The sequence below is a fragment of the Flavobacterium faecale genome (genome assembly GCF_003076455.1).
Classification (GTDB): Bacteria; Bacteroidota; Bacteroidia; order Flavobacteriales; family Flavobacteriaceae; genus Flavobacterium; species Flavobacterium faecale.
In genome coordinates this window covers 1,636,312-1,663,097 of record NZ_CP020918.1, presented here as the reverse complement: position 1 = coordinate 1,663,097, position 26,786 = coordinate 1,636,312, and the positions used below count along the sequence as shown (strand labels likewise).

Here is a 26,786-nt window from a genome sequence, read left to right as displayed (position 1 = left end):
AGCACATTCTTTAGATATAAAACAATAATTAGCTACAAATGAAAACAGATGCTTTCGCTTTAAGACACATTGGTCCTGAGGAATCAGACCTACAACACATGCTAAAAACCATCGGGGTAGACTCTATTGAACAACTTATCTCTGAGACGTTACCTGATGAAATTCGTCTAAAAGCTCCGTTGAACTTGGACCCAGAAATGACGGAATATGAGTATTTAAAACATATAACGCTGCTAGGAAACAAGAACAAAATGTTCAAAACCTATATTGGTTTGGGTTACAACCAAGCGATCGTTCCGGCGGTAATTCAACGAAATGTTTTTGAAAGCCCAGGATGGTACACGGCATACACGCCTTACCAAGCAGAAATAGCCCAAGGAAGATTGGAAGCTATTTTGAATTTTCAGACAACTGTAATTGAATTGTCTGGAATGGAAATCGCAAATGCTTCGTTACTAGATGAGGCAACTGCAGCAGCAGAAGCGATGGCACTTTTGTTTGATGTTCGAACAAGAGACCAAAAGAAAGCTAATGTGTGTAAGTTCTTCGTTTCTGAAGAAATTTTACCACAAACTCTATCTGTTTTGCAAACTCGTTCTACACCAATTGGCGTAGAATTGGTTATAGGAAACCATGAAACTTTTGATTTTTCATCTGAGTTTTTTGGAGCCGTTCTTCAATATCCAGGTAAATTTGGACAAGTATATGATTACGCATCGTTTATTGCTACGGCAGCTGCAAACGACATTAAAGTAGCTGTTGCTGCTGATATTTTGAGTTTGGCAAAACTGACTCCTCCAGGAGAAATGGGCGCTGCAGTGGTTTTTGGAACCACACAACGTTTCGGAATTCCGTTAGGGTACGGTGGACCACATGCCGCATACTTTGCTACAAAAGACGAATACAAACGCTCAATGCCAGGTAGAATTATCGGTGTGACTGTTGACACAGACGGAAATCGTGCCTTGCGTATGGCGTTGCAAACACGTGAGCAACACATAAAGCGTGACAAAGCAACCTCTAATATCTGTACCGCACAGGTTTTACTATCGGTAATGGCAAGTATGTATGCTGTTTATCATGGACCAAGAGGTTTAAAATATATTGCAAACAAGGTTCATGCCTCGGCAGTGACCTTGGCAAATACGCTAGCAACTTTAGGATTTGAGCAAACAAACACGGCTTTCTTTGACACTGTAGTATTCAAAGCCGATGCTAAAAAAATAAGAGAAATTGCCGAAGCAAATGAGGTGAATTTTTACTACCCTACAGCAGATACGGTTTCAATCTCGATGAATGAAACGATTGGTTTTGCTGATTTGAATAAGGTAATTGCCATTTTTGCAGAAGCAAAAGGAGTAGAAACTATTATAATTGCTGAATTATCAACTACCAACCATTTTCCTGAAAGCTTAGTTCGAACGTCAACTTTTTTACAACACGAAGTTTTTAACAGATACCATTCTGAAACTGCTTTGATGCGTTACATCAAAATGTTGGAGCGCAAAGATTTGGCCTTGAACCATTCGATGATTTCGTTAGGTTCCTGTACGATGAAATTAAATGCAGCTGCTGAGATGTTGCCATTGAGTGCACCTAGCTGGAACAGTATTCACCCGTTTGCTCCACTAGACCAAGCGCAAGGATACCAAGAAATGCTGAAAAAACTAGAAGAGCAGTTAAACGAAATTACTGGTTTTGCAGCTACAACTTTGCAACCTAACTCAGGTGCACAAGGAGAATATGCTGGATTAATGGTAATACGAGCGTACCACGAATCTCGAGGTGACGAACACCGTAAAATAGCTTTAATTCCATCCTCGGCACACGGAACCAATCCGGCATCTGCGGCCATGGCAGGAATGAAAGTTGTGGTTACTAAAACACTTGAAAACGGAAATATAGATGTAGATGATTTGCGTGAAAAAGCTATTTTGCACAAAGACAACTTGTCTTGCTTAATGGTGACCTACCCATCAACTCATGGTGTGTACGAAAGCGCAATTAAAGAAATCACTCAAATTATTCATGATAATGGTGGGCAAGTCTACATGGACGGAGCCAATATGAATGCTCAAGTGGGATTGACAAATCCTGCAACTATTGGGGCTGACGTTTGCCACTTGAATTTACATAAAACATTTGCGATCCCTCACGGTGGTGGTGGACCTGGAGTAGGACCTATTTGCGTTGCTCCACAATTGGCACCTTTTTTACCAACCAACCCATTAATTCCAACTGGTGGAGATAGCGCAATATCTGCGATATCTGCAGCACCTTGGGGCTCTGCTTTGGTTTGTTTGATTTCTTACGGATATATCAAAATGCTTGGTGCTGATGGTGTAAAATCAGCTACAGAATATGCTATTTTGAACGCCAACTATATCAAAGAAAAACTAAGCGGTCATTACGAAACTTTATATTCTGGAGAAAATGGTCGTGCGGCACATGAGATGATTTTGGAATGTCGTCCATTCAAAGAAAAAGGAATTGAAGTAACAGATATCGCTAAACGTTTGATGGACTATGGTTTTCATGCACCTACAGTTTCTTTCCCAGTAGCAGGTACTTTGATGATAGAACCTACTGAAAGTGAAAACTTAGAGGAATTAGATCGTTTTTGCGATGCCATGATTGCCATTCGAAAAGAAATAGAAGAGGTGACTATTGAAGATAAAAACAATGTCTTGAAAAATTCACCACATACATTGGCGATGTTAACTACCGAAACTTGGAACTTGCCTTACAGTAGAGAAAAAGCAGCTTTTCCGTTGCCTTATATCGCTGATAACAAATTTTGGCCATCTGTACGTCGTGCCGATGATGCGTATGGAGATAGAAATTTGGTTTGCAGCTGTGCTCCTATTGAAGCATACATGGAAAGTTAATCTAGACAACAGTCAGTACATAAAAAAATCCCAAATACATTCGCTTGTATTTGGTTTTTTTTTTGAAATTAAATCAATTTACTAACATTAATAAATTAGTCCAATATTTAATTAAATTAAGGAAAAATATAATGTTAACATCATACTTTAATCAAGAAATAAGATAGTATCACCATAAGAAAGATGCCAAAAATTATATGACCTTATATTTCTAAAATGGCAAAAATAAACATCGTTTCAATCTAACATAGGTATACTTAATTATTTTAAAAAATAGCACATGAATAACTACTTCTATTCGTCTAATTTTGTATGGAAATAAAAAAATTAAGCCTAATGAAAAATCTACAAAACAGCATTATTACGCGAAAATCAGAAAAAAAAGACATCTTCTCAATTGAAAAATACTTTGCAAAAAACACATAATTAAACTGTAATTCTTTGCAAAATAATCAGTAAAAGCAAAAATAACGGAATATTTCACAATTGTATGCACGCATAGTAAATTGATGCTTTCTATTTGCATTTTTATGATTACATTGCCTTAATTATTTGATAACAAGCTCATGACCATAAAAATAACAGGATCAGGAAGTTACATTCCTGACAACACAATAAACAATGCCGATTTCTCGGAACATCACTTCTTAAACGAAGACGGGACACCTTTTAAATACCCAAATGATGTCATAATTCATAAATTTAAAGGAATTACAGGAATAGAAAAGAGACGTTATGCTGAAGACCAGTATACATCTTCTGATTTAGCCTTTTTTGCTGCTGAAAAAGCAATTGCAAATGCCAATATCGATCCCGAAACAATAGATTATATCATTTTTGCACACAATTTTGGTGATGTCAAAAAAGGTGCTCTACAATCAGATATGCTACCTAGTTTGGCAACGCGTGTCAAAAAGAAACTTCAAATTAAGAATCCTAAATGTGTCGCATACGATTTATTGTTTGGATGCCCAGGATGGATTGAAGGAGTATTGCAAGCCAATGCCTTTATCAAATCTGGAATGGCAAAACGTTGCTTGGTTATTGGGTCTGAAACGCTTTCGCGTGTAGTTGACGACCATGACCGTGACTCAATGATTTACTCAGATGGTGCGGGTGCTACTATTATTGAAGCATCTGATAACGAAACTGGATTACTTGCTTATGAAACTGCAACTTATGCAATTGATGAAGCTGGTTATTTGTTTTTCGGAAAATCTTACAATACAGAATTGGATCCAGATATTCGTTACATTAAAATGCATGGCCGTAAAATTTACGAGTTTGCATTGATTAATGTGCCTGCTGCTATGAAAAGCTGTCTTGACCAAAGTGGTATTGCAATCACTGACGTTAAAAAAATCTTGATTCATCAAGCAAACGAAAAAATGGACGAGGCGATTGTAGACCGTTTTTACAAACTTTACAACCAACCTACCCCTGAGAACATTATGCCTATGTGTATACATGAGCTTGGTAATAGTAGTGTTGCTACCGTACCAACACTTTTTGATTTATTGGTACATGGAAAAATTGAAAATCACGAAATCAATAAAGGTGATGTTGTCATCTTTGCTTCTGTTGGTGCAGGTATGAACATTAATGCGTTTGTATACAGGTATTAAAAAAAGCAAAAAGATATAAGTTTATTGCAAATTGCACAAGTTTTCACAAATTAGTCCGTGAAAATTTGTGCAATTTGCGTTTATCTCTATTCAGAAATTTTTATGGATGTGATACTTTGCCTTATCTAGGATAAAGGATCACCATAAAACACATTTATCACTATATTTGCACCACAAATTCCAATACTATTTTGGAAGCAACGGAAATCAAAACACTAATTTAATGAACGACTGCTGCAGTCGTTCGTCGCAAGTAACTATGTACGAGAAAACTTTTCCTAATAAGCGATTCAAACACACCTTAGAATTTTTACAAAGAAACGTTTCAACATCTGAAACGATTTTTGATTTGGGCGTTCCCAATCCTTTCTCCAAAATTATGGTAGAAAATGGGTATCAAGTAAAAAACACCACCGGAGAAGATATTGACAAAGATCAAACGGCATTAAAAAACGAAAGCTATACTGTTTTTACTGCTTTCGAAATTTTTGAACATTTACTAAATCCGTACACCGTATTAGAAAACGTAAAATGCGATAAATTATTGATTTCGATTCCACTACGTCTATGGTTTTCTCCTGCATACCGCAGTAAAACAGATATGTGGGACAGACATTATCATGAATTTGAAGACTGGCAATTGGATTGGTTACTAGAAAAAACAGGTTGGAAAATTACTGCGAGAGAAAAATTTACACATCCTGTTAAGAAAATAGGTTTCAGACCTCTATTGCGTTACTTCACACCACGATATTATATTGTTTGTGCTGAGAAAATCCCCCTAACCCCTAAAGGGGGAATGTAATTATCGTAAAATTATTTTAAAATGAACAATCCCATTTCACAAAGTATATCAAACTCCCCCTTCGGGGGCTGGGGGGATTACTACTTAGTCATTCCTACACATAACGAAGAAGCTTTTATTTCCTTGACCTTAGATTCTTTGGTTGGGCAAACGGTTCCTCCTTCAAAAGTAATTGTTGTAAATGATAATTCTACCGATGGAACCGAGGAAATCGTGAAATCATACGCCGCAAAATATCCGTATATCACTTTGGTTAACAAAAAATCATCGGCGGTACACATGCCCGGAAGCAAGGTGATTCAGGCTTTTCATGAAGGAGAAAAACACATTGATGACAATTACGACATTCTAGTAAAAATCGATGCTGATTTAATTTTTCCACTTAATTATTTCGAAACTATCATTAATCATTTCAAATCTGATGACCGAATAGGAATGGCGGGCGGTTTTTGTTATATCGAAAAAAATGGTGATTTCGTACTCGAAAATTTAACCGATAAAGACCATATTCGCGGTGCCTTAAAAGCATATCGAAAAGAAACCTACAAACAAATTGGCGGACTAAAACCCGCAATGGGCTGGGATACTGTGGACGAATTACTTTGTAAATTTTACAATTGGAAAGTGGTTACAGATCCATCTTTAAAGGTAAAACATCTCAAACCAACTGGTGCAAATTATAATAAAACGGCACGATACAAACAAGGCGAAGCTTTCTACACCTTAGGTTATGGTTTATTAATCACGTCAATAGCTTCGGCAAAATTGGCTGTGATGAAAAAGAAACCCTTGTTATTTGTCGATTACATCCAAGGGTTTATGAAAGCAAAAGCAGCAAAAACGCCATTATTGGTTACCGCTGAGCAAGCCAAATTTATACAATCGTACCGCTTGCAAAAAATGAAAGAAAAACTGTTTGGCCGTTTTTAGACTCCTTTCAAATAAAATTATAGTATTTTTACAGACTACTATAAACCGAACACTGAATACTAGTAAAGATGATGCTCATTCGATACATATCACAAATTGGAAAATACTTCCTTATGTTACAGGAGATTTTCCGTAAACAGACCAAATGGTCTGTAATGAAAAAACTTATTTTTAAAGAAATTGACGACCTTATTATCGATTCTCTCGGTATTGTGGCCTTCATTTCCTTTTTCGTAGGTGGTGTTGTTTCTATACAAACGGCCTTAAACTTGACCAATCCATTAATTCCAAAGTATTTAATTGGATTTGCAACTCGTCAATCGGTAATTCTCGAATTTGCGCCTACGTTTATTTCGGTTATTATGGCCGGAAAAATGGGTTCTTTCATTACCTCAAGTATAGGGACTATGCGTGTGACCGAACAAATAGACGCACTCGAAGTGATGGGTGTCAACTCGGTTAACTATCTAGTTTTTCCAAAAATAATTGCCTTGTTACTGTATCCTTTTCTTATTGGAATCGCTATGTTCTTAGGGATTCTAGGCGGATGGATGGCTGGAGTTTACGGCGGATTCACCAACAGTACAGACTTTATAACGGGTGCCCAAATGGAATTCATTCCTTTTCATGTGGTCTACGCCTTTATCAAAACACTTATTTTTGCGCTACTATTAGCAACAATTCCATCTTTTCATGGTTATTACATGAAGGGTGGCGCACTTGAAGTTGGTAAAGCAAGTACCGTAGCCTTTGTTTGGACAGCCGTTAGCATCATTCTTTTCAACTATATTCTAACGCAATTATTATTGAGCGCATGATCGAAGTAAAAAACATAGAAAAATCATTTGGCGAAAATAAAATTCTTAAAGGAATTTCGACCACTTTTGAAACCGGAAAAACAAACTTGATCATCGGTCAAAGTGGTTCTGGGAAAACGGTATTGCTTAAAAGCTTATTGGGAATTCACACACCCGAAAAAGGACAAATTATATTTGATGGACGCGTCTATTCCGATTTAGAACCTGATGAAAAACGTGAATTGCGTACCGAGATCGGAATGGTTTTTCAAGGAAGTGCCTTGTTTGACTCTATGACGGTATGTGAAAACGTTGCTTTTCCGTTGCAGATGTTCACCAAAGACGACAAAGAAAAAATTGCCGATCGAGTAGAATTTGTACTCAAAAGAGTCAACCTCATCGACGCACACAAAAAACTACCCTCAGAGATATCTGGAGGAATGCAAAAACGTGTAGCCATAGCTCGCGCCATTGTGAATCACCCAAAATACTTATTTTGTGATGAACCCAATTCAGGATTAGACCCTAATACGTCTATCTTGATTGACAACCTCATCAAAGAAATTACCGAAGAGTACAACATCACCACTGTGATCAATACCCACGATATGAACTCGGTTATGGAGATAGGTGACAACATTCTTTTCCTGAAAAATGGACTAAAAGAATGGCAGGGTAACAAAGAAGAAATTTTCTATACTGATAACGAAGCTGTGACTGCTTTTGTGTATTCGTCTAATTTGTTTAAAAAAGTCAGAGAGGCACATTTGAAGAAATAAAATTAGGAGCAGAAAACTCGAATTTATAATTACGATTCCTCCCGCTCCCGACGCTTCGGGGCTAAAAACAACTTATTAATTCCATATCAAAAAAGCACAGTACGTTTTCTGCGACTGTGCTTTTTTTGTATTTATAAAAGTAATATTTCATTACTTCAATTGGTCAAAACTGTTGCTTTAAACTAATTTATTTTAAACAAAGCTCCCCTAACAGGTTCATAACTTAATCCTAATCTTCTACTATAATGAAATACCACTTTGTCCGCCTGAGCTTGTCGAAGACTTTTGTCAAAGGGAAGCTTATTTGGATTGCACTTCGACAAGCTCAGTGTGACAGATTTAATATGAAATTGATGTTTTACTATTAATTTCAACTATCGGGTAAACTTCCAACAAACCTTTACCTTATCCCAAAGCCAGTTTAACAACAGCAATTAGAATACCAACCAAACCACCAACGACAGCGCCATTGAGTCGAATATACTGCAAATCGTTCCCTACTTTGTCTTCGATTTGATGCACCAGTTCTGCATTATCCAATTTAGCCAAACTGTCTCGCACCATGTTCCCTATCTCACCATGAAATTCGGTAATAAGGTTTGAAATCGTATCTTTTATCCAGCGATTCACATTTGCTTGGGTTTCTGGATTCTGCTCTAAATCTGATAATACGGAATTTAATTTTGTAATCACAAACTTCATAAGTGGCGTTTCGTGATTTTCTAGTTGCACAATCAAAGTCTTTTTAAAATTCACCAACAGCTTCTGAATCATACTTTCAGCATCGGCATTCTCTGTAAAACCATTGATAAAGTTATCGATCATTTTTTTACTGTCTCCGTCACCCGTAGCCAGTTTGTGTGCGAAATCTAAAATCCAATCATCAAATTTTACTCGAATTGGGTGCTCAGGATTGGATTTTGCTTCCTCAATAAATACATTGGCTTGTTCTAAAAGTGAATCTGCTATACTATCCAAATCTATTCCGCCTGTTGATTCGGCTAGAAACAGAGTGATTTTCTTGACTAATCCTTTTTCTTTGTATTCAGTAGCTGCAACAGCTAATTTAGAAAGCAATTTCTCTCTCGTATCTTCATTGCTGATTGCTTTGGAGCCTGCCTGAATCATTAGCTCCCAAATTTGGTTGTGGTCACCATTTTTAATTGATTTCTCTAACCATTGCCCCAAAGTCGAACCCAAGTCCAACTGACCAATTTGCTTCGTAAAAACAGTCTTTAAATTCGACGCCAATTTGGGACTGTCCAAATCATCCGCCAACACCAAAACTATTTTTTGAATGACTTCAATAGACTTTTTTTGATTGTCCGGCTTTTTCAAAAACTGAATGATCTTTTCGACTAGATTAATTTCGCTTAACTTTCCCGAAATCACTTCTGGCGAAAGCCATTTATTAGTCACCAAATCGACGATTCCCTCCGTTAATTTTGCTCGGTTTTTGGCAATGATATTGGTATGTTTCCTCACAATCGGAATTGGAATCTCCCGAAACAAAGCACTGACCGCAAACCAATCTGCAAAGCCACCAATAGTTGCCGCCTCAAAACCTGCAATCACTAATTTCCAAGCTGGATTGCTTAGAATATCCGTACGAACTAAGAGCTCAAACAGCACTAAGCCTGAGAAAGCGATTAGAAGAGATAGGAAGCCTAGGTTGTTTTTCATGGTTGCTAAAATTTATACACTAAAAATACAAATTTTTATATTTTTAGCTTCAAATGGAATAAAATGATTTTATGAATACTAAAAAAAATAGAAAATTATTCCCCGCAAAAATAAGTGGAATAATACCTTTAATCTCCGCAAAGTTGTAAATCCAAAAACAAAACTGGATTCACTAATTAGCCCTGATTGCAGTGAAAATCCTTTTGGGGGCTTTTGTTTTGCCCCCAAAAGTTTGCAACGGAAAGCAGGAATACAAACCTCCTGAAAAAGCCAAGATTTTCACTCCTTAGAAGCTACATTTGAATTATTTCTACCTCTGCGTTGGGATTGAATAAATAGGTTTTGCCTGAACTGATTTCGATGCACTCGAAGCGTTTGGTGCGAACAGCCATTTTTTTAAATACTTTTCCGTTTTTGATGCGGAACACAGTCCCATACGGAATTTCGAAGACGTAATTTGCGTTGTCTTTTTGTGCATCAAATTGTTTGAGTGCCAAAGACAAGGTGGTGTCGGTATCACTGCTGGCAGAGGGATTTCTGAAGTGTCGAGCCAAAAGTGGCAATAATTGATTGGGGAAAATCTCTGGCCGAATATAGGGTACCATCAATTGCTGAAAGGTGTGCTTCCACTCGTTTCCATGTGGTTTGATGTTGCGTCCGTATTTCTCAAAGGCGACCAAGTGCGCGATCTCATGTATGAGCGTGACCAGAAAACGGTACTTATTCAAACTGCCGTTGACGGTGATTTCATGTTTGCCATTGAGGGCTTTGCGGTAATCGCCATGGCGCGTGGCGCGCTCGTTGACGATTTTTAAATGCACGCCATGTGTCACGATCAACTCAAAGGCTGGGCTGACCGCGAATTCTGGAATGTATTTGGCTAAGGTTCCTTCCAATTTAGTTATGAGTTACTTTTGAGTTATAAGTTATGAGGTATGAGTTATGAGTTGCGTTTAAGTATTGTATTAATATCGATGCCTTTTTTGCAATTTTGATCTATTTTAATTGCTATAATTACCTTTAGCAGCTCCTAATAACTCATAACTTTTTTTTTAAGGATTTGAAGAGGTAACCTGAATTACTCTACCGTTAAAAAACTTGTTTCCAGTAAGTGTAAAATCACAAATGTAATTTGCAATTTCATCTGCTGATACTGGCGCCTGATAACCTGGGAAAGCTTCTGCCAGCATTTCGGTTTGAACTGCGCCAAGTGCCAAAACATTGAAGGCTATTCCTTGCTCTTTGTACTCTTCTGCCAACAGTTCTGATAGTGTGATTACTGCGCCTTTACTTGAGCTATATGCTGCTAATCCTGGGAATTTTAAGGATCCTTGGATTCCGCCCATGGAACTTATCGTGACTACATGACTCCCTTTGGGCAAAAACGGAATACAAATACGAGTCAAATTGGCTACTCCAAAAACATTTACTTTGTATACGTACTCAAAATCGGCTTGGGTTAAGTCCCCAAACGGTTTGTTGACCAAACTACCTGCATTATGAACGACTGCATCTATTTTGTCCCAAGTAGTGCTTATAAAATTGGTGATTTTTTCTAAATCGTCTTCTGTGGATAAATCAACAGATAAACAACTAATATTTTTGTGTTCTAGCAACACGTGAGGTGTTTTTCTTGATAATGCTAGGACTTGATGTCCGGCATTTGCAAATTGCAATGCAAGCTCATACCCTATTCCGCGACTAGTTCCTGTGATAATAATATTCTTCATTTAACAAAAATACAAAAATGAATGTATCTGAAAATGATTTATCAGGCTTCTAGTTGATTTTTATTCGAAAAGTATTTTTGATACACTTTATAGCTTTGATAGACAGCCATAACCAAAAAGAAAATTGGCAAAACAATCGGAAGTAAATATTCGGTGACAAAAGCAATTTGCTTAGAAATTTTGTCTAAAAAATAAATTATAGACAGCATCCCTACATATACCCCAACCATTGTACCACCAACATAATAAAACTTTAAGGCCTTATCTGTCACAATGAATTTACCATTGATGAAATAAAGATTCCATGCCAACCAAAACGGAATTTGTAAAAAGTTCAAACAGTTTAAAAAAACACCAAACCAAAACATGGGCCAGTTTAAATATCCCTGCAAATACCCACCTCCCTCTTGCGTAGCCTCGCCTTGTTCATAAAAAACTACTGCAATGGCTAGAAAAAAGAAGATTCCGAAAATGTCAATCCACTTCATGAGCTTTTTATTTTGGACCAACTCATTGGCAAAAATCAAAGTGTAGTATGCCACGATGCATTCGATTGCTATAATACCCAAAATAAACCATGAAACCGCCTGCAACCCCAAAGTTGAATAGACTTCTAGTCCTACAACATTAAGGAAACCCAATGGCAATGAGCCTAAGAAGCTGACCGTAAAACCTATGGCAATATTTTTTAAAATTTTAATGGGCTAGAAATTTACAATTTTGGACGATTGCTCAAAATGCAATCGCATTTGCTGCATACCTTCTTTGTATGATAAATAAGCGATTCCTAATTTGTGGTTCTGCACACTGATTTGGTACAAGTATCCTAAATGTCTCGCTAACTCTTTCCAAGCAAAAAACAGCGAATGTTTTGGGTCGTATATATGTGTAGGCTCGCTACCCGCGCCATTGAGTTCTACGATCGAAAAATTTTTTCCTTGCTGCAAATCTTCTAAATTGTGGTACATGACATCCAAACGTCCAAAATAGAAACCAGGGATTTGTGTGCAAACTGTGTTTAAAACAGTCTCCAAGGCCGGACTTATCCATTCCTTTCCGTCTACAAATTTTGCTCCTCGGGCATGATTTCCATAAGGAACGAGATTTAGTTTTTGCCCGATAGGTAATATTTCGTTCAAAGCATCACCATATTCTTTTTGCAAAACGGTAAGTTGTAAAGCATATCTAGGATTCTGACTCAATAATGCTCTAGTGGTCGACTTGCCGTCACCGGTTACAACAAGAAATTCTTTGGAAACGATTCCGGTAATTTCCCCTGTTTTTTGATTGGGATAACGAATGTAAAAGATTCCGACTTCGTTTGCATACGGAATCGTATCTTGCAATAAGAAATCAAAATTAGCTTTACGAGCGTACGCTTCCAAATCTTTAATAGTATCGATTTTTTTGACTGCCGATCCGCGCAAACCAATATCTGGCTTAGCAATAAACGGAAACTGAATACCCGATTGCACCAATCTGTTTTCTATTTCGCTCCAAACTGTACCCTCTTTCACCAATTCGGTTTTAGGGTAGAACTGTGGCGGAATAATATCATAAATTTCTTTTTTGGATTCCATTACAAAACCACCATTCTTGATAGTAGGATTAGAGGCTGTAAAAAAGAAAAAGGATCTCGCTTTGATAATGTAATAGAGCCACAAAAATGAAATCGGAATGTATACCAATTGGTACGGCCAATATTCCCAATGGGTTATTTTATGTATAGAAAGCGACAAGCGATTATAGGTAGTCAATGTGGGGAAAATTTAAATAATACTAAAATCAGAATGAGCTTGCTCGTTCTTGATCAAATCATAATAACTAAGGTGTAGCGCACTTGCTTCTATCACCGTTTGGGTAATACTCAAGGTTTTCAAAGCACCATCCCGATCAATGACCAAACCATTTTCGAGATTATCGGGATCGGTATAGCGGTGAAATTGATATAAATCTTGAGCTGTTATTTTTTGGTTTTTAGCCAAAAACTCTTGAAACAACTGTGCTCGTTTTTGTCGCACTTCAGCAGGATATAAGGTTGAAGATGCCCAAATATGGCTTTTATTTGTATCCAATGCCGTTGTCTCCTTTTGTGTTCCATTCCAACGCAATTGGTATAATTTTTCGTTTTGAAAAAGTACCAAAGTAAAAGGTTCAATCGCCTCTAGATCTAGTGTTCCCCAATATTCAATTGGCGAATCACTGCCAATCATGTCCAAAACGATTAATCCTCTACTTTTGCGATAGGGAGGAGATATTACATGCTTTTCTTGTGCTCCATTTAGCAAAACTAACACAGTCCCTTTTTCGTCTACCACATACCAAGTACCGCCTGCTTTGGGATCTTTGGGGTATAAAACGGTTTTATTGTTCAAAAAATATTTAGCTGGATAAAGAGCACTCAACCGAATCACACTTTCATCACGATTGGAGGTAATAATGACTTTATCTCCTGTTTTTACAAAACTTACTGTGCACATTGTTGTCTGTATTCAATGGTAGATCGGGCAACTCCAAAGTTTTCGTTCAAAACTATCGTACAGTTTTGAATCACCCCTACTTTGATTAAGGCTTGATGGTGAATGCAGTGTTCTAAGTTGTATAGCAACTCACGATAATAATTGGTTTCTATTTGCAATTCATCACCATCGATTATTTGTTGCAAGAACATTTTTCGATCTGCTTTATCTATGTTCTCTTGCACGTTTATAATTTGAGAAATAGCAAATTCAGTATCCGTTTGAATTTGATGATTGCGCGCCCTTTTATCATAATTCACTACTTGTGATTCATAATTATTTTGTAAACACTGAAACATTTCGATAATGTGTCTCGTGTGTTCACCAATACTTGCATTACTCAAGGTAGCACAGGGACCTGAATATTCCTCGTTGCTCAATGCTGAAAGCAAGTCGATCAATTCATTCAAACTAGTATTTATGGACTGTTTAAGCATATTTGTAATCTGTTATTTTCTTTATCATAATGATATTGGTCTCGTTTACGGCTAACTGAGGAAAGCGCTACATAGCAGAACGATTATTTTATAAAATTAGTCTTTTTTACTGAGTAATTTTCTGCCAATAGGTATCGGCCTTCATTTTTAACTTCAACTCATTTTTGTTCCAATCTTTTAGGGTATTATTGAAAAAAGCATTGTAGAACAAATACAATTTTCCGTCTACGATTTTGAATGTTTTAGGGTCAATTGCAACTTTTTCGCCATTGAGTCCCATTGCGTAGGCACACCAACCACCATATTCTGGCTCATAGTGAGTGGGGTTTTTCAAGAACAAAGCTTTGTGCGCTACCGAAGCAAAGTGATACTCGACTCCCTTATAACTCGTACTAATTTCTTTTTTACCCTTCACTCCTTTCGAATCTGTAAAATAAGCTACAGGATCGTATCCTTGAATAGCAACTGACTGCTCCAAATTAAACTGTTCTTTTCGTTGGCTTTCTTTTTGAGCGAAAGTCAAAGTAGAAAAGAAAAACATGATCAATACTACAATTTGCTTTTTCATCATTATATTTTTTATATCCAAAATCATACCTTCTTTATATGTACGTAAAAGGATGGCATATAGATTTTTTCTTATTCGAATAAAATAAAATTGTTCCCTTTCGAAAATGAACCAAAGCAGTAAGCCTTCCTAAACTAATAGACTTCAAATTGACAAAATACTGACATATTATTTAAAAATAAAACAAAAAAGCCAACTTCATTGTTTTTGAAGTTGGCTTTTATTACAGTACTAGTCGTATGTTTAAGAAACTAAAGTTCTGGAAATTACAATTTTTTGAATCTCAGATGTACCCTCATATATCTGTGTGATCTTGGCGTCACGCATCATGCGTTCCACATGATACTCAGATACGTATCCATTACCTCCGTGAATTTGAACCGCTTCGATGGTTACATCCATTGCTGTTTGCGAAGCATACAATTTGGCCATCGCCCCAGATTGGGTAATATCTTGACCTGCATCTTTTTCGGTAGCGGCTTTGTAACACAACATTTTGGCAGCCATAATTTGGGTTGCCATATCTGCCAGTTTAAAGGCAATTGCTTGGTGTTTAAAAATTTCTTTACCAAAGGCTTTACGCTGTTGCGAATAGGCCAAAGCCAAATCATAGGCTCCAGTTGCTATACCAAGTGCTTGCGCAGATATTCCGATTCGACCACCATTAAGTACTTGCATCGCAAATTGAAAACCAAAACCATCAGCTCCGATTCTATTTTCCTTAGGCACCTTTACATCATTAAACATAAGTGAATGCGTATCAGATCCCCTGATTCCCATTTTCTTTTCTTTGGGACCAATATCAAAACCAGCCCACCCTTTTTCGACAATAAAAGCATTAATTCCTTTATGTCCTTTTTCAATATCTGTTTGTGCTATCACCAAATAAGTTGAGGCAGATGATCCGTTTGTAATCCAGTTTTTGGTTCCGTTCAACAAATAATAATCTCCTTTGTCAATGGCTGTCGTTTTTTGTGAGGTTGCATCTGAACCTGCTTCTGGTTCTGATAAACAAAACGCTCCTAAAACTTCTCCTTTGGCAAGTGGTACCAAATATTTTTGTTTTTGTTCTTCGTTACAATATTTTTCCATTCCGGCGCAAACCAATGAATTGTTGACAGACATGATTACCGCAGCCGAAGCATCTACTTTTGCCAATTCGACCAATGCCAAGACATAGGACAAATTGTCCAATCCTGCACCTCCGTATTCTGGAGAAACAACCATCCCCAAAAAGCCTAATTCAGCCAATTTCTTGACTTGTTCTGTAGGGAATTTTGAATGTTCATCCCTTTCAATAACGCCAGGCAACAACTCGGTTTGAGCAAAATCTCTTGCTGCTTGCTGAATCATTAACTGCTCTTCTGATAAATTAAAATCCATATATTGTAAAAATTAGTGTATGAAAATATACTTTCGAAATAAAATTAACATTTCTTAATTAGAATCCTTAATTTTACATGATAGAAAATTAACCTATTTAAATGACTTAAACAACTATGCGTGCATATAATTTTTTTAATTTTCGAAAAATAGTTTTACAATGACACATAAACAGAAATATCACGTACTCGGAATCATGTCGGGTACCTCTTTGGATGGCGTAGATTTAGCCGAAATAGCGTTCTCGATCGATAATGGACAGTGGGATTTTGAAATACTTCAAAGCGAAACAGTAGGATATAATGGCGCATGGCTTTCGATCTTAAAAAATGCAGTTACTTTTTCACATCCTCAATTAAAAGAACTCAACCGTGATTACACACAACTCTTGTCGGGTATCATTAATGACTTTATAACAAAATACAAGATTGAAAACTTAGATGCCGTATGCTCTCACGGGCACACGATTTTGCACCAACCACAAGATGGCTATACACTGCAAATAGGTAACCTACCCGAAATTGCAACACTTTTAAACCAAACCGTAGTTTGCGATTTTAGAGTTCAAGATGTAGCTTTTGGTGGTCAAGGCGCCCCTCTAGTTCCAATTGGTGATAAAATTTTATTTTCGAAATATGATTATTGCATGAACCTTGGAGGTTTCTCAAATATATCTTTCGAAGAAGATGGCAAACGAGTGGCATTCGATATTTCTCCAACGAACACCATCCTTAATTATTATGCTAACCAATTACAACTGGATTATGATGATAAAGGAAGCATTGCCCGAACAGGTGAAATTGACCAGACTTTACTCGAAGAATTAAATGCTTTGGATTTTTACCAAAAAACCTATCCAAAATCACTGGGTTTCGAATTTGTAAAAGAAATTGTTTTACCTATTATGGAATCTTACGCTATTTTGCCAAAAAACAAATTAGCCACTTTTGTAGAGCATATTGCTGTTCAAACTGCTGTTGCCTTACCTAAAAGATCTGGAACACTATTGGTCACTGGCGGTGGTGCTTATAATGATTTTTTAATCGAAAGAATTAAAGCATACCTACCAAATATGGAAATAGTTATCCCAGAGAATAAAATATTAGAATATAAGGAAGCGGTGATATTTGGATTGTTGGGCGTTTTAAAGCTTCGCAACGAAATTAATGTTTTGAGCAGTGTCACAGGAGCATCCAAAGACCATAGTTCTGGAGTGATTTTTTAGCATAAAAAAACCCCCAGATAATACCACATACCTGGAGGTTTAGAAACAAATAAAAAAACTATTAATTCACTAAAATCTTTCTTACTTCTTTGTTTTTTCCGTTTTGAACGGTTACAAAATAGAAACCATTTTGAACAGTTGAAAGTTCAATACGTTCAGAAAACGAAGCAGTATTATTTTTGAAACGTTGGCTATAGACTTGTTTACCCAAAACATCTGATACTGTAATCAAAGTATCGTCACTGTTTTTTGAACCAAAATTCACTGTAAAAGTTCCATGATTGGTGTTTGGGTACAAAGCAAATTGGTCTAATGCGTTCGCAACCGTTGATAATGTATTTGTAATCTCAAATGATTTTGCATTGACAGCATAGTAAATATTTGCTGTAGGCTTAACCATAATGCGACAGTTAGTAGCATTTACATTTGGTAAAGTAACTACTGCCGTTCCTGAATTTGCTACAGACGAAGCCAAAGTTGTTGTAAAAGTAGTTCCTCCATCAATAGACATCATGATAGAAACCATTGATGAACCATCCAAACTCGCTGTATTATTAACATCCCATGAAATAGTTTGTGAAGAACCTCCTGAGAAAGTTTGTCCATCAACGTTTTGAGAAGTAACCACAAACGGTCCAGCAGATGTAACTACAGAAACCTTCATAGCTGCTGTCTTTGTTTGCCCTTCACCTGGATGATTATCTCTTGCAGTAAAAGTAAAGTTCAAGTCTCTTGCAACATTCGAAACCGATTCAAATTCAACATCTTTCGCATCATTAATCATCCTACCCAATTTACCCGCTAATACACTAGTTAATTTTGGCATGTAACGCACAGGTGACAAAGATGGCTCTTGAATTCTAAAAGTTGGCCCTTCTACTTTCGTATCATAGGTCATACTGTTTGCTTGTTTAGTATCATCGGTACTTACATCATTTTGCTCCCAGCTATAAGTCAACACATCTGATGCGTCCGCATCTGTACCCGTTCCTGTCAAAATAAAAGCAGTCCCTTTTGGAATTGCATAATCTCCACCAGCATTCACAACAGGTGCTACATTAGTTGTAGACATAGAAATTGGACATGTTTTTGTAGCCAAATTTTCTTGTACCTGTTTGATACTTACATAAGCAAAGTTACGCATGTTGTGCGGTTGCACATCCCAATCTGTAACTCCTGCATACCCCATTGTAGTACAACCACTACCTGGTTCTATTTGCGCTACAGACTCTTCAAAATTATAACTAAAAGTATGGTTGGCACCCAATTGATGTCCAAACTCATGTGCTGCAAAATCAAAATCAAAAACATCACCTTCTGGCGCAGCTGTATCCGATTCTGGCGAAGTATATCCTCCTCCTTTGTTAATATCTGTCAAGTTCGTCACATCATCATCAACACAAATACAACCAATACAACCTGCATTTCCTCCACCACCAGTTTTGCAGTATAAATGACCTATATCATAAGCTGCATTACCAATAGTTGACGAAAGCGTATTTTGAACTTCTTTGTTCCAAAGATCATTTTGTGTTCCATCAACTGCATCAGAATAAGGATCTGTAGTTGCATCTAAATAAATCAATTGCTCATTGTTGGCGATCAAATTCATGTGAACAGCAAAATCTTTTTCGAAAATTCCATTGATTCTTGTAATCGAAGCATTCATTCCAGCCAAAGCACCTTCAACAGTTCCTCCAAAATGCTGTGCATATTCTCCGTTACATGACAAAGCCAATCGTAATGTTTTGTATGATTGTGCGCTAGACGTTGTTCTATTTGTACTTTTTTTAGAACTTGAACTTACTTTTGCTTCTGGCGTTGTACATTTAAAACCTGCTTTACCAGAAATACTTTTATTCGAATCGAAAACAACATAAGCTGCAGCCGATTTATCATACCCTTCAATAAACTCAGTTGCATTCTCACCTCTAAAAACTACAGATTGAAAACCCAATGGAGACAAACTAAAATGTATCGTAGCTGTTTTATCTGAAATTCCTTGACCTACATAGGCACGAATACTTGGGAATTTAGCTTGCAATTCTGGATCAAAATTAGAACTTTCGATCACTTTATAACTTTCCATTGTTCCTTTAGCATTTGGAACTGTAATCTCCATAGCAGCAGGTTTTACTGTTTTACCAGTTACGGCAGCAAGTTTTTGTTGTAAAACAGCAGCATTTAACTGAAAATATTTTTCTCCCTCTTTTTTCTCACTAGCATTTTTACGAGCCAATTTAGAAACTTTTGAGGTTTGCACTTCCGTCCAATAAGAAACGGTTTGAGATTGTAATTGCATAATGAACGACAACACAAAGACCACACTAAGTAATGTTTTTTTCATTTTTTTAATTGTTTTAAAGGTTTTAAAATTTATTTACACAAATGTACACTTTCATCAGTTTTAGACTATTTTTGCATGGTGACAAAAAGGGTGACAATACCAAAAAAATAACACAACTAACTAACAAACAATTGATTAAATATTTCTACCTTCTTTTTTTAGTTTTATTCATTTCAAGTGCAAATGCGCAACCTTTTTTCAAAAGAGAAATGATGAAAGAGGATCCCATCCCAAAAAAATCGGCTCTTAGTGCGAGTCAAAAAATAAAAATTCATGAAGCCTATCTCAAAAATGCTATAGCCTCAAAAAACGAATTACACCAATTATATGGTTACTTTTTTTTGTTTGCAGACCACTACAACAGCAGTGAATATCTTGCCACCAATGATTATTTACTAAAAGCAGAAGTTTTAATTTCGAAATACAATCGCCCTGACTGGCAAGCCGCCTATCATATTCGAAAAGCATTGGTATTCGATATAAAAAGCAACTCAAAAGCGGCACTCAAAGAATACTTATTGGCTTACGACAAAGCAACAATTGCCAAGGACAGCTTGTATATGGCAGAAATTCTAGAGCAAATAAGTGCTACCTACGGCGAAGTAGATAATTATCCTGAAGCAGAAAAATACTTTGCCCGAGCAGAAAAGATGATGCCTAAATTTGCCGATAAAGAGCAAATTGCACAAGCATACAATAATTACAGCAACCTAAAATGCTATCAAAATGACCAAAAAGCTGGTTTAAAATATATCGAAATTGCAATTTCTATAATCAGAGAGTTGAAAGATCCATACATTGAAAGTATGTACCAGAATAACAAAGCGATTATTTGGACCGAAATGGAACAATATGACAAAGCAGAAATCTTGTTCAAAAAGCTCGAAATTCAAAACAAAAATAATAATTGGAAAGACAGGCAAGTTCAAAACTTTCTCACACAAGCGGTCCTGTATGAGTCTTGGGGCAAATACCAAAAAGCTATTGAATATTACATTAAACACTATGAATTAAAAGACGAAATAGAGGGAAATGAAGTCAACGAAAAGATGTCTGACCTAGAAAAACAATTCTTAAACGAAAAAAAAGAAAACATCATTAAGGACAGCCAAATTAAGCTACATGAGTCTGAACGTCGCATTATCCTATTATTATTGGCGCTATCCATTTCGTTCATCGCTATTGCCACTATCACCTTATTATTAAAAAAGCAAAAAAAAGAAACGCAGTACCAACTGGAAACAAAAATTGCCGCCCTTAATGAAGTCACCGCTTTATTGATCGAAAAAAACAGAACGGCACTACAACAAAAATCAGAAGACAAATTGGACTCCACAGAAGAGCAATCATCAGAAACTTTTTTGAATAAAAAAATCCTAACCGATTCCGATTGGTCCACGTTTAAAACGTATTTCGAAAATGCTTATCCTAATTACATCAAAAAAGTACGCGACCAATACCCTAAAATTACAGCTGGTGAAGAGCGACTTTTTTTATGCCTTAAACTAAATTTAAAAAATAAAGAAATCGCCACAATCCTTGGAATATCAAACGATAGTGTTAAAAAAAGTAGAAACAGACTCCGTAAAAAAATGGGTCTAGATCTAGATGCTAACTTAAACGAATACATTCTAAATTTTTGACCATCACTTACAATTTTTATAATATCTTAGCGTTTCAATAAAAAAAGAAAAATCAATATGAGTTTATTGTTACAAGCAGACACTTTATCTGTTGCAAATGAAAATTTAGCCGAAGCGGTTCCAGTAGAAAAAACACTGTCTATCATAGAGTTACTAACAAGCGGAGGACTTGCAGGACAAATCATCATGACTGCCTTATTCTTAATGCTATTTGTTGCACTATATCTCTACTTTGAGAGGTTAATGGCAATTAACGAAGCTTCTAAAATGGATAATGGTTTCATGAGTCAAATTAGAGACAATATTCGTAACGGACGGATAGATAACGCAAAAATGACTTGTGCACACTCGAAATCACCCGTGGCTCGATTGATCGAAAAAGGAATTTCGAGAATTGGAAAACCTTTAGACGATATCAATACTGCAATTGAAAACGCAGGAAAATTGGAGATTTACAAACTTGAAAAAAATGTTAGTATGCTAGCCACTATATCAGGAGCAGGACCAATGACTGGTTTCCTTGGTACCGTAGTGGGTATGATTCAAGCGTTTCACAAAATGGCAACTGCCGGAGGACAAATTGAAGTTGGAGCACTTTCAGAAGGAATTTATACGGCAATGACAACAACAGTAGTGGGACTTGTAGTAGGACTTATTGCCTTCATTGGATACAATCACCTTATTGTAAAAACAGACAAAATTGTACACCAAATGGAAGCAAATGCTGTAGACTTCTTGGACTTATTAAATGACCCCGCATAATTATGAACATTAGAGGAAGAAACAAAGTAAGCGCCGAATTCAACATGTCATCCATGACTGATATTGTTTTCTTGTTGTTGATATTTTTCATGCTTACATCCACCATGGTAACCACCAACGCACTAGATTTGGTCTTGCCAAAAGCAAAAGGAAAAACCGATAGCAACAAAAATATTGCAGTAAGCATCAACAAAAAATTAGAATTTTTTATTGACAAAGAACCCGTTCCAGAAGCAGAACTAGAAACCCGTTTATTAGGAATCTTGGGTGCTGATAAAGAAAAAGCAATTATACTTCGTGCCGAAGAAGGTGTGCCAATAGAAAAAGCAGTAAATGTTTTGGACATTGCAAACAGAAATCAAATAAAAGTCGTTTTGGCCGTACGTCCTAAATAAGGCTACGCGTTATTGACACAGATTTATACTAAATGAAATATCTAGAAACAGAAGAAGAAAAAAAATCATTTGCAATCACCGCGATTATTTTTGCGATATTGCTAGTGCTATTCTTCTATTTAGGACTAACCTCACTCGATCCTCCACCAGAAAACGGAATCGCAATTAATTTTGGGACGACAGAATTTGGTAACGGAAAAGTGCAACCTACAGAAGCTATTCAATCGGCGCCACAGCCAACTGCAGCGCAACCTGCCGCATCAAAGGTAGAAGAAGTACTTTCTCAAGACGTAGAAGATGCACCGGTAATGAAAACGGCAAAAAAAGCGCAGCCGACCAAACAAACAGCTGAAGCAGAAGTAAAACCCAAAGCAAAAGAAAGTCCAAAACCTTCCAAAAGTACGACTGATGCCCTTTCGAGCTTAATCAACGGTCCAAAATCAGATGGAAAAGCCAAAGGAGGCGAAGGAAATGACAATAAAGCAGGTGACAAAGGAAGCATTAATGGCGATCCCTACGCTAACTCATACTACGGTTCGGGATCTGGATCGGGTAACGGAAGCGGATGGGGACTTAATGGTCGAAGCATCAGTTCAAGAGGATCAGTGGTACAAAAATGCAACGAATCTGGAACCGTAGTCGTACAGATTACGGTAAATAGAAGTGGAAACGTTATCGCCGCCAAATACACAAAAGGAACCACAAACACTAACCCCTGCCTTATTGAGCCTGCACTAGCAACAGCTCGCAAATACAGATGGCAACCAGACAGTAACGCACCCGAAACGCAAGTTGGTTTCATTACTGTCAATTTCAAACTAGGAGAATAATTTCAAAAATAATTAGGGCGTGCCACCAATACAAAAGGCCAATTTAGCAACCGCTTAGCCTTTTGTATTGCTGTCGAGCTATCCATTACAAGTCCTCAACAAGTTCCGCTACCGCTGCACTTGTCTGCGGGCTTTTCATTTCTATCTCTCACGCAAACCTCTGGAGTGATACGAATTCTTTCTTATTCAACAAATACCACTCACAACAATTTGTCACTTTAAAATCATCTCAGCAAAATTGCTCGACAAACGGGAGATACTTTCATAGCGACACAGTAAATCGAGAAAATTACCCGAATCCTAAAAATAAAAAATGCTAAACAAAACTTATTCACGTTTAGTATCACAAACTGAATCGTCATGCTACTTTGCGTAAAGGATTAACTCAGTTTACATTTATTTTTCATAGGAATTCAGTGAACTTCATTTACAGTGAAGCTTTTTTTTTTCGGTTTTTCTCCAAATAAAAAAAGCAGGAACGAAAACCCTAACGTACTTTCCTCAATGTAGCACGCCCAAAAATTTCGCATCTATTTCCTGAAATTGAATTTGAGCACCACCAAAAGAAATCGTACTTTTGAATTCAAAATTACAATCAATGAATTACCAAGAAACAACCCAGTGGATGTTTAATCAGTTACCCATGTATCAAACACAGGGAGCAACTGCTTACAAAGAAGACTTGCAAAACACATTGGAACTCATTGCGCACCTAGGCAACCCACATAATACCCTTAAGTGCATACATGTAGCGGGCACAAATGGCAAAGGATCGACATCACACATGCTAGCATCTATCTTGCAAGAGGCTGGATACAAAATCGGACTCTACACTTCCCCGCACCTTAGAGATTACCGCGAACGCATCAAAATAAACGGGCAAGAAATTAGCGAAGATTTTGTTTGCAGTTTTATATCGAAAAACAAACCTTTTTTAGAAAGCCACGACATTAGTTTTTTCGAAATGAGTGTTGGACTAGCATTTGAATATTTTGCAGCCGAAAAGGTAGATTTTGCCATCATCGAGGTCGGCATGGGCGGTAGATTGGATGCTACCAATATAATCACACCATTAGTATCTGTAATCACCAATATCGGTTTAGATCACACGCAATTTTTAGGCAACACCCTTGAACTCGTTGCTGCTGAAAAAGCCGGAATAATAAAACCAACTATTCCTGTAATCATCGGGGAGTATACTTCTGAAACTAAGCCTGTTTTTATTCAAAAAGCATCGGACTGCAACGCACCAATTTACTTTGCATCTGAAGAGGTAGCTGATGTATATCCTTCAGACTTATTAGGAGATTACCAGCTCCACAATAAGAAAACCGTTTTAAAAACAATTGCCGTTTTAAACGATTTAGGAATTCTAAAAATCAAGGAAGAAAACTGTATCTCCGGTTTGGCTAATACTGTAAAAAACACTGGACTATTAGGACGATGGCAACAGCTGGAAGCAAATCCAAAAACGATTTGCGACACTGCACACAATAAAGAAGGTCTATCAATTGTTTTCAACCAAATTAAAAAAGAAAAATTCAATACCCTACACATAGTTTTTGGAGTAGTCAATGACAAAAACCTAGAAGCAATTCTACCTCTACTACCGAAAAATGCTATTTATTACTTTTCAAAACCAGATAATCCAAGAGGACTTCCAGTGGATCTACTTCACCAAAAAGCAACAGAATTTGGTTTAAACGGAAACGCATACACTTCTATACCAAAAGCTTACGAAGCCGCTAAGTTAGCTGCAAACCTTCAGGACTTCATTTATATTGGAGGCAGTACATTTGTCGTAGCAGAAATAATTTAATTTTTTTTCATTTTATAGTTGCGCATTCAAAAAAGAGTCTTATATTTGCACTCGCAATCACAAAATGATAGCAGCCTAATAAAATAGGGCGATTAGCTCAGCTGGTTCAGAGCACCTCGTTTACACCGAGGGGGTCGGGGGTTCGAACCCCTCATCGCCCACAAAACTTCAACAGAAATGTTGGAGTTTTTTTTTGCTCAAAATTCAGAAAAGCCAATCCAACAGTTCATAAAAAAAGCCGCATCAAACTATTGATACGGCTTCTTTCTTTTTATAGACAATAGCATTACAACAACTCAAGCGTGCGCTCCAATGCCATTCCTCTAGACCCCTTGATCAAAAACAGCTCTCCTTCTAGCGCAACAGCTTTACAATAAGCAGCAAAATCATCATAGCTTTTAAAGAACTTAAAATTAGCCTGCTCTTTTTGATGTTTAAAAAAAGCTTCGCCAACAAAAAAGCAAAAAACTTCCTCTTTGATCACCTCAGAATCTACAATTGCCCTATGCTCATACAAACTCTCTTCCCCTAGTTCAAACATGTCACCCAAAACCATAACCTTACGCGAACCTTCCAACTGCATAAAATTCTCAATAGCAACAGCCATACTACTCGGGTTAGCGTTGTAAGCGTCAAGGATTATCTGCTTATCATCTTTAGTAATCATTTGCGACCTGTTGTTCTCCGGTACATACCCTTCCAATCCTGCCTTAATAGCAGTATCTTCAACCTTAAAATAAGTTCCGATAGTTATTGCCGCATTTAGATTATTAGCATTATAAAGGCCTATTAAATTACTTTTAACATCCAAACCATTATAACTCACCCTAACAAAAGGATCTGCCTTTTCAGTATGGATTACAACATTTGCTTTTCCTTTTTCAGGACCAAATGAAAAACGTTCAATATTTTTCGTTTTTTCAACCTGAATAGCATCTTCTAGATTTACAAAAGCCAGTCCTTTGCTATTCTCCAAATACTGATACATTTCACTTTTTCCTTTAATCACTCCTTCTACACCTCCAAAACCTTCAAGGTGTGCTTTACCAAAATTGGTGATATATCCAAAGTTCGGCGTAGCTAGCTCACATAAAAAAGCAATTTCTTTTTGATGATTTGCTCCCATTTCTACTATACCTATTTCCGTTTCTTTAGTAAACGAAAGCAAAGTTAACGGAACACCAATATGATTATTTAAGTTACCCACCGTTGCCTTCGTATTGTACTTTTGAGCCAAAACTACATGAATCAATTCCTTAGTCGTTGTCTTACCATTACTGCCCGTAAGAGCCACAATAGGCAAATTCAAAAACTTCCTATGAAATTGCGCCAACTGCTGCAGCGTAGTCAAACTATCTTGAACCACAATAGTCCTCTCATCAATATAAAAATCTTGATTATCAATTACAACATAAGCAGCCCCTTTTGCAAGCGCTTCTTTAGCAAAAGTATTCGCATCAAAGCGATCTCCTTTTATTGCAACAAACATAGAGTTAGACTCTATTTTACGCGTATCTATAGACACCGAGTTGCATTTTAAAAATAAATTGTGAATAGCACTAATATCCATTTCAAATGAGTGTTAAAAAGAAAAAGCCCTAATGAAAGGGCTTTTACTGTG

Annotated in this window: 23 protein-coding genes and 1 tRNA gene; 13 read left to right on the top strand and 11 right to left on the bottom strand. The window is 36.9% G+C overall.

All coding sequences use genetic code 11. The features are described from left to right. The first annotated feature begins 38 nt into the window (after positions 1-38). The 6 genes from gcvP (at position 39) to FFWV33_RS07225 (ending at position 7,824) form a co-directional block, all read left to right on the top strand. On the top strand, positions 39-2,888 hold the full coding sequence (gene gcvP, locus FFWV33_RS07250) for an aminomethyl-transferring glycine dehydrogenase (protein ID WP_108740287.1): 2,850 nt from the start codon (positions 39-41) through the stop codon (positions 2,886-2,888). Between the two features lie 566 nt (positions 2,889-3,454). Next, positions 3,455-4,513: a 3-oxoacyl-ACP synthase III family protein gene (locus FFWV33_RS07245; RefSeq protein WP_108740286.1), complete on the top strand. Its 1,059-nt coding sequence runs from the start codon at positions 3,455-3,457 to the stop codon at positions 4,511-4,513. Between the two features lie 259 nt (positions 4,514-4,772). Further along, on the top strand, positions 4,773-5,318 hold the full coding sequence (locus FFWV33_RS07240) for a methyltransferase (protein ID WP_108740285.1): 546 nt from the start codon (positions 4,773-4,775) through the stop codon (positions 5,316-5,318). 21 nt (positions 5,319-5,339) lie between these two features. Beyond that, positions 5,340-6,248 carry a glycosyltransferase family 2 protein gene (locus FFWV33_RS07235; RefSeq protein WP_108740284.1) on the top strand — a complete coding sequence of 303 codons (909 nt, stop codon included), beginning with the start codon at positions 5,340-5,342 and terminating at the stop codon, positions 6,246-6,248. A 68-nt stretch (positions 6,249-6,316) separates the two neighbouring features. Then, a complete protein-coding gene (locus FFWV33_RS07230) occupies positions 6,317-7,066 on the top strand; it encodes an MlaE family ABC transporter permease (protein WP_108740283.1) in 750 nt (249 codons plus the stop codon). After that, the gene (locus FFWV33_RS07225) at positions 7,063-7,824 is read left to right on the top strand and encodes an ABC transporter ATP-binding protein (protein WP_108740282.1); all 762 of its coding nucleotides are present in this window, start codon (positions 7,063-7,065) and stop codon (positions 7,822-7,824) included. The genes FFWV33_RS07230 and FFWV33_RS07225 overlap by 4 nt, the downstream gene beginning before the upstream one ends. 405 nt (positions 7,825-8,229) lie before the next feature. Here FFWV33_RS07225 and FFWV33_RS07220 read toward each other — a convergent pair whose 3' ends face one another. From FFWV33_RS07220 to FFWV33_RS07180, 9 genes are all read right to left on the bottom strand, one after another. After that, complete coding sequence (locus FFWV33_RS07220) at positions 8,230-9,507, bottom strand: DUF445 domain-containing protein (protein WP_108740281.1); 1,278 nt, start codon at positions 9,505-9,507, stop codon at positions 8,230-8,232. 293 nt (positions 9,508-9,800) lie between these two features. Next, a complete protein-coding gene (locus FFWV33_RS07215) occupies positions 9,801-10,403 on the bottom strand; it encodes a SprT-like domain-containing protein (protein ID WP_108740280.1) in 603 nt (200 codons plus the stop codon). Positions 10,404-10,559: 156 nt separating this feature from the next. Beyond that, positions 10,560-11,237, bottom strand: coding sequence for an SDR family NAD(P)-dependent oxidoreductase (locus FFWV33_RS07210; protein WP_108740279.1), 678 nt, complete (start codon positions 11,235-11,237; stop codon positions 10,560-10,562). 41 nt (positions 11,238-11,278) lie between these two features. Continuing rightward, on the bottom strand, positions 11,279-11,725 hold the full coding sequence (locus tag FFWV33_RS07205) for a hypothetical protein (RefSeq protein WP_245891703.1): 447 nt from the start codon (positions 11,723-11,725) through the stop codon (positions 11,279-11,281). Between the two features lie 216 nt (positions 11,726-11,941). Then, entirely contained in the window at positions 11,942-12,994 is a 1,053-nt protein-coding gene (locus FFWV33_RS07200) for a D-alanine--D-alanine ligase (RefSeq protein WP_245891701.1), read from the bottom strand. A gap of 12 nt (positions 12,995-13,006) precedes the next feature. Then, positions 13,007-13,717, bottom strand: coding sequence for an NRDE family protein (locus tag FFWV33_RS07195; protein ID WP_108740277.1), 711 nt, complete (start codon positions 13,715-13,717; stop codon positions 13,007-13,009). Further along, positions 13,705-14,193 (bottom strand): hypothetical protein, encoded by a 489-nt coding sequence (locus FFWV33_RS07190; protein ID WP_108740276.1) that lies wholly within the window; start codon positions 14,191-14,193, stop codon positions 13,705-13,707. Before FFWV33_RS07190 ends, FFWV33_RS07195 begins: the two co-directional genes overlap by 13 nt. A gap of 106 nt (positions 14,194-14,299) precedes the next feature. Then, a complete protein-coding gene (locus FFWV33_RS07185; RefSeq protein ID WP_108742488.1) occupies positions 14,300-14,761 on the bottom strand; it encodes a YHS domain-containing (seleno)protein in 462 nt (153 codons plus the stop codon). A 243-nt stretch (positions 14,762-15,004) separates the two neighbouring features. Then, on the bottom strand, positions 15,005-16,144 hold the full coding sequence (locus FFWV33_RS07180) for an acyl-CoA dehydrogenase (protein WP_108740275.1): 1,140 nt from the start codon (positions 16,142-16,144) through the stop codon (positions 15,005-15,007). A gap of 160 nt (positions 16,145-16,304) precedes the next feature. Here FFWV33_RS07180 and FFWV33_RS07175 point away from each other — a divergent pair, with 160 nt between their 5' ends. Then, on the top strand, positions 16,305-17,369 hold the full coding sequence (locus FFWV33_RS07175) for an anhydro-N-acetylmuramic acid kinase (RefSeq protein ID WP_108740274.1): 1,065 nt from the start codon (positions 16,305-16,307) through the stop codon (positions 17,367-17,369). A 61-nt stretch (positions 17,370-17,430) separates the two neighbouring features. Here the strand turns inward: FFWV33_RS07175 and FFWV33_RS07170 are convergent, their stop codons facing one another. Further along, complete coding sequence (locus FFWV33_RS07170; protein WP_108740273.1) at positions 17,431-19,716, bottom strand: zinc-dependent metalloprotease; 2,286 nt, start codon at positions 19,714-19,716, stop codon at positions 17,431-17,433. A 41-nt stretch (positions 19,717-19,757) separates the two neighbouring features. Here FFWV33_RS07170 and FFWV33_RS07165 point away from each other — a divergent pair, with 41 nt between their 5' ends. The 6 genes from FFWV33_RS07165 to FFWV33_RS07140 all read left to right on the top strand — a co-directional run bounded on the left by FFWV33_RS07165 (position 19,758) and on the right by FFWV33_RS07140 (position 25,326). Continuing rightward, a complete protein-coding gene (locus FFWV33_RS07165; protein ID WP_108740272.1) occupies positions 19,758-21,359 on the top strand; it encodes a tetratricopeptide repeat protein in 1,602 nt (533 codons plus the stop codon). Between the two features lie 57 nt (positions 21,360-21,416). Next, complete coding sequence (locus FFWV33_RS07160) at positions 21,417-22,121, top strand: MotA/TolQ/ExbB proton channel family protein (protein ID WP_108740271.1); 705 nt, start codon at positions 21,417-21,419, stop codon at positions 22,119-22,121. Positions 22,122-22,123: 2 nt separating this feature from the next. Then, positions 22,124-22,516: an ExbD/TolR family protein gene (locus FFWV33_RS07155; RefSeq protein WP_108740270.1), complete on the top strand. Its 393-nt coding sequence runs from the start codon at positions 22,124-22,126 to the stop codon at positions 22,514-22,516. Positions 22,517-22,548: 32 nt separating this feature from the next. Further along, positions 22,549-23,346, top strand: a complete 798-nt coding sequence (locus FFWV33_RS07150; RefSeq protein ID WP_108740269.1) for an energy transducer TonB — start codon at positions 22,549-22,551, stop codon at positions 23,344-23,346. A gap of 598 nt (positions 23,347-23,944) precedes the next feature. Continuing rightward, on the top strand, positions 23,945-25,165 hold the full coding sequence (locus tag FFWV33_RS07145; protein ID WP_108740268.1) for a bifunctional folylpolyglutamate synthase/dihydrofolate synthase: 1,221 nt from the start codon (positions 23,945-23,947) through the stop codon (positions 25,163-25,165). An 86-nt stretch (positions 25,166-25,251) separates the two neighbouring features. After that, positions 25,252-25,326: transfer RNA gene (locus FFWV33_RS07140), tRNA-Val, on the top strand. A gap of 125 nt (positions 25,327-25,451) precedes the next feature. Here the strand turns inward: FFWV33_RS07140 and FFWV33_RS07135 are convergent. Next, positions 25,452-26,735, bottom strand: a complete 1,284-nt coding sequence (locus FFWV33_RS07135) for a UDP-N-acetylmuramoyl-tripeptide--D-alanyl-D-alanine ligase (protein ID WP_108740267.1) — start codon at positions 26,733-26,735, stop codon at positions 25,452-25,454. Positions 26,736-26,786: the final 51 nt, after the last annotated feature.

What these genes read in the sequence shown, in the direction of transcription:
- FFWV33_RS07240 (WP_108740285.1), top strand. Translation starts at nt 4,773, where the DNA reads ATGTACGAGAAAACTTTTCCTAATAAGCGATTCAAACACACCTTAGAA.
- FFWV33_RS07150 (WP_108740269.1), top strand. Translation starts at nt 22,549, where the DNA reads ATGAAATATCTAGAAACAGAAGAAGAAAAAAAATCATTTGCAATCACC.
- FFWV33_RS07235 (WP_108740284.1), top strand. Translation starts at nt 5,340, where the DNA reads ATGAACAATCCCATTTCACAAAGTATATCAAACTCCCCCTTCGGGGGC.
- FFWV33_RS07170 (WP_108740273.1), bottom strand. Translation starts at nt 19,716, where the DNA reads ATGAAAAAAACATTACTTAGTGTGGTCTTTGTGTTGTCGTTCATTATG.
- FFWV33_RS07195 (WP_108740277.1), bottom strand. Translation starts at nt 13,717, where the DNA reads ATGTGCACAGTAAGTTTTGTAAAAACAGGAGATAAAGTCATTATTACC.
- FFWV33_RS07210 (WP_108740279.1), bottom strand. Translation starts at nt 11,237, where the DNA reads ATGAAGAATATTATTATCACAGGAACTAGTCGCGGAATAGGGTATGAG.
- FFWV33_RS07205 (WP_245891703.1), bottom strand. Translation starts at nt 11,725, where the DNA reads ATGAAGTGGATTGACATTTTCGGAATCTTCTTTTTTCTAGCCATTGCA.
- FFWV33_RS07185 (WP_108742488.1), bottom strand. Translation starts at nt 14,761, where the DNA reads ATGAAAAAGCAAATTGTAGTATTGATCATGTTTTTCTTTTCTACTTTG.
- FFWV33_RS07145 (WP_108740268.1), top strand. Translation starts at nt 23,945, where the DNA reads ATGAATTACCAAGAAACAACCCAGTGGATGTTTAATCAGTTACCCATG.
- FFWV33_RS07190 (WP_108740276.1), bottom strand. Translation starts at nt 14,193, where the DNA reads ATGCTTAAACAGTCCATAAATACTAGTTTGAATGAATTGATCGACTTG.
- FFWV33_RS07165 (WP_108740272.1), top strand. Translation starts at nt 19,758, where the DNA reads ATGTACACTTTCATCAGTTTTAGACTATTTTTGCATGGTGACAAAAAG.
- FFWV33_RS07245 (WP_108740286.1), top strand. Translation starts at nt 3,455, where the DNA reads ATGACCATAAAAATAACAGGATCAGGAAGTTACATTCCTGACAACACA.
- FFWV33_RS07135 (WP_108740267.1), bottom strand. Translation starts at nt 26,735, where the DNA reads ATGGATATTAGTGCTATTCACAATTTATTTTTAAAATGCAACTCGGTG.
- FFWV33_RS07175 (WP_108740274.1), top strand. Translation starts at nt 16,305, where the DNA reads ATGACACATAAACAGAAATATCACGTACTCGGAATCATGTCGGGTACC.
- FFWV33_RS07230 (WP_108740283.1), top strand. Translation starts at nt 6,317, where the DNA reads ATGATGCTCATTCGATACATATCACAAATTGGAAAATACTTCCTTATG.
- FFWV33_RS07180 (WP_108740275.1), bottom strand. Translation starts at nt 16,144, where the DNA reads ATGGATTTTAATTTATCAGAAGAGCAGTTAATGATTCAGCAAGCAGCA.
- FFWV33_RS07155 (WP_108740270.1), top strand. Translation starts at nt 22,124, where the DNA reads ATGAACATTAGAGGAAGAAACAAAGTAAGCGCCGAATTCAACATGTCA.
- gcvP (WP_108740287.1), top strand. Translation starts at nt 39, where the DNA reads ATGAAAACAGATGCTTTCGCTTTAAGACACATTGGTCCTGAGGAATCA.
- FFWV33_RS07225 (WP_108740282.1), top strand. Translation starts at nt 7,063, where the DNA reads ATGATCGAAGTAAAAAACATAGAAAAATCATTTGGCGAAAATAAAATT.
- FFWV33_RS07220 (WP_108740281.1), bottom strand. Translation starts at nt 9,507, where the DNA reads ATGAAAAACAACCTAGGCTTCCTATCTCTTCTAATCGCTTTCTCAGGC.
- FFWV33_RS07160 (WP_108740271.1), top strand. Translation starts at nt 21,417, where the DNA reads ATGAGTTTATTGTTACAAGCAGACACTTTATCTGTTGCAAATGAAAAT.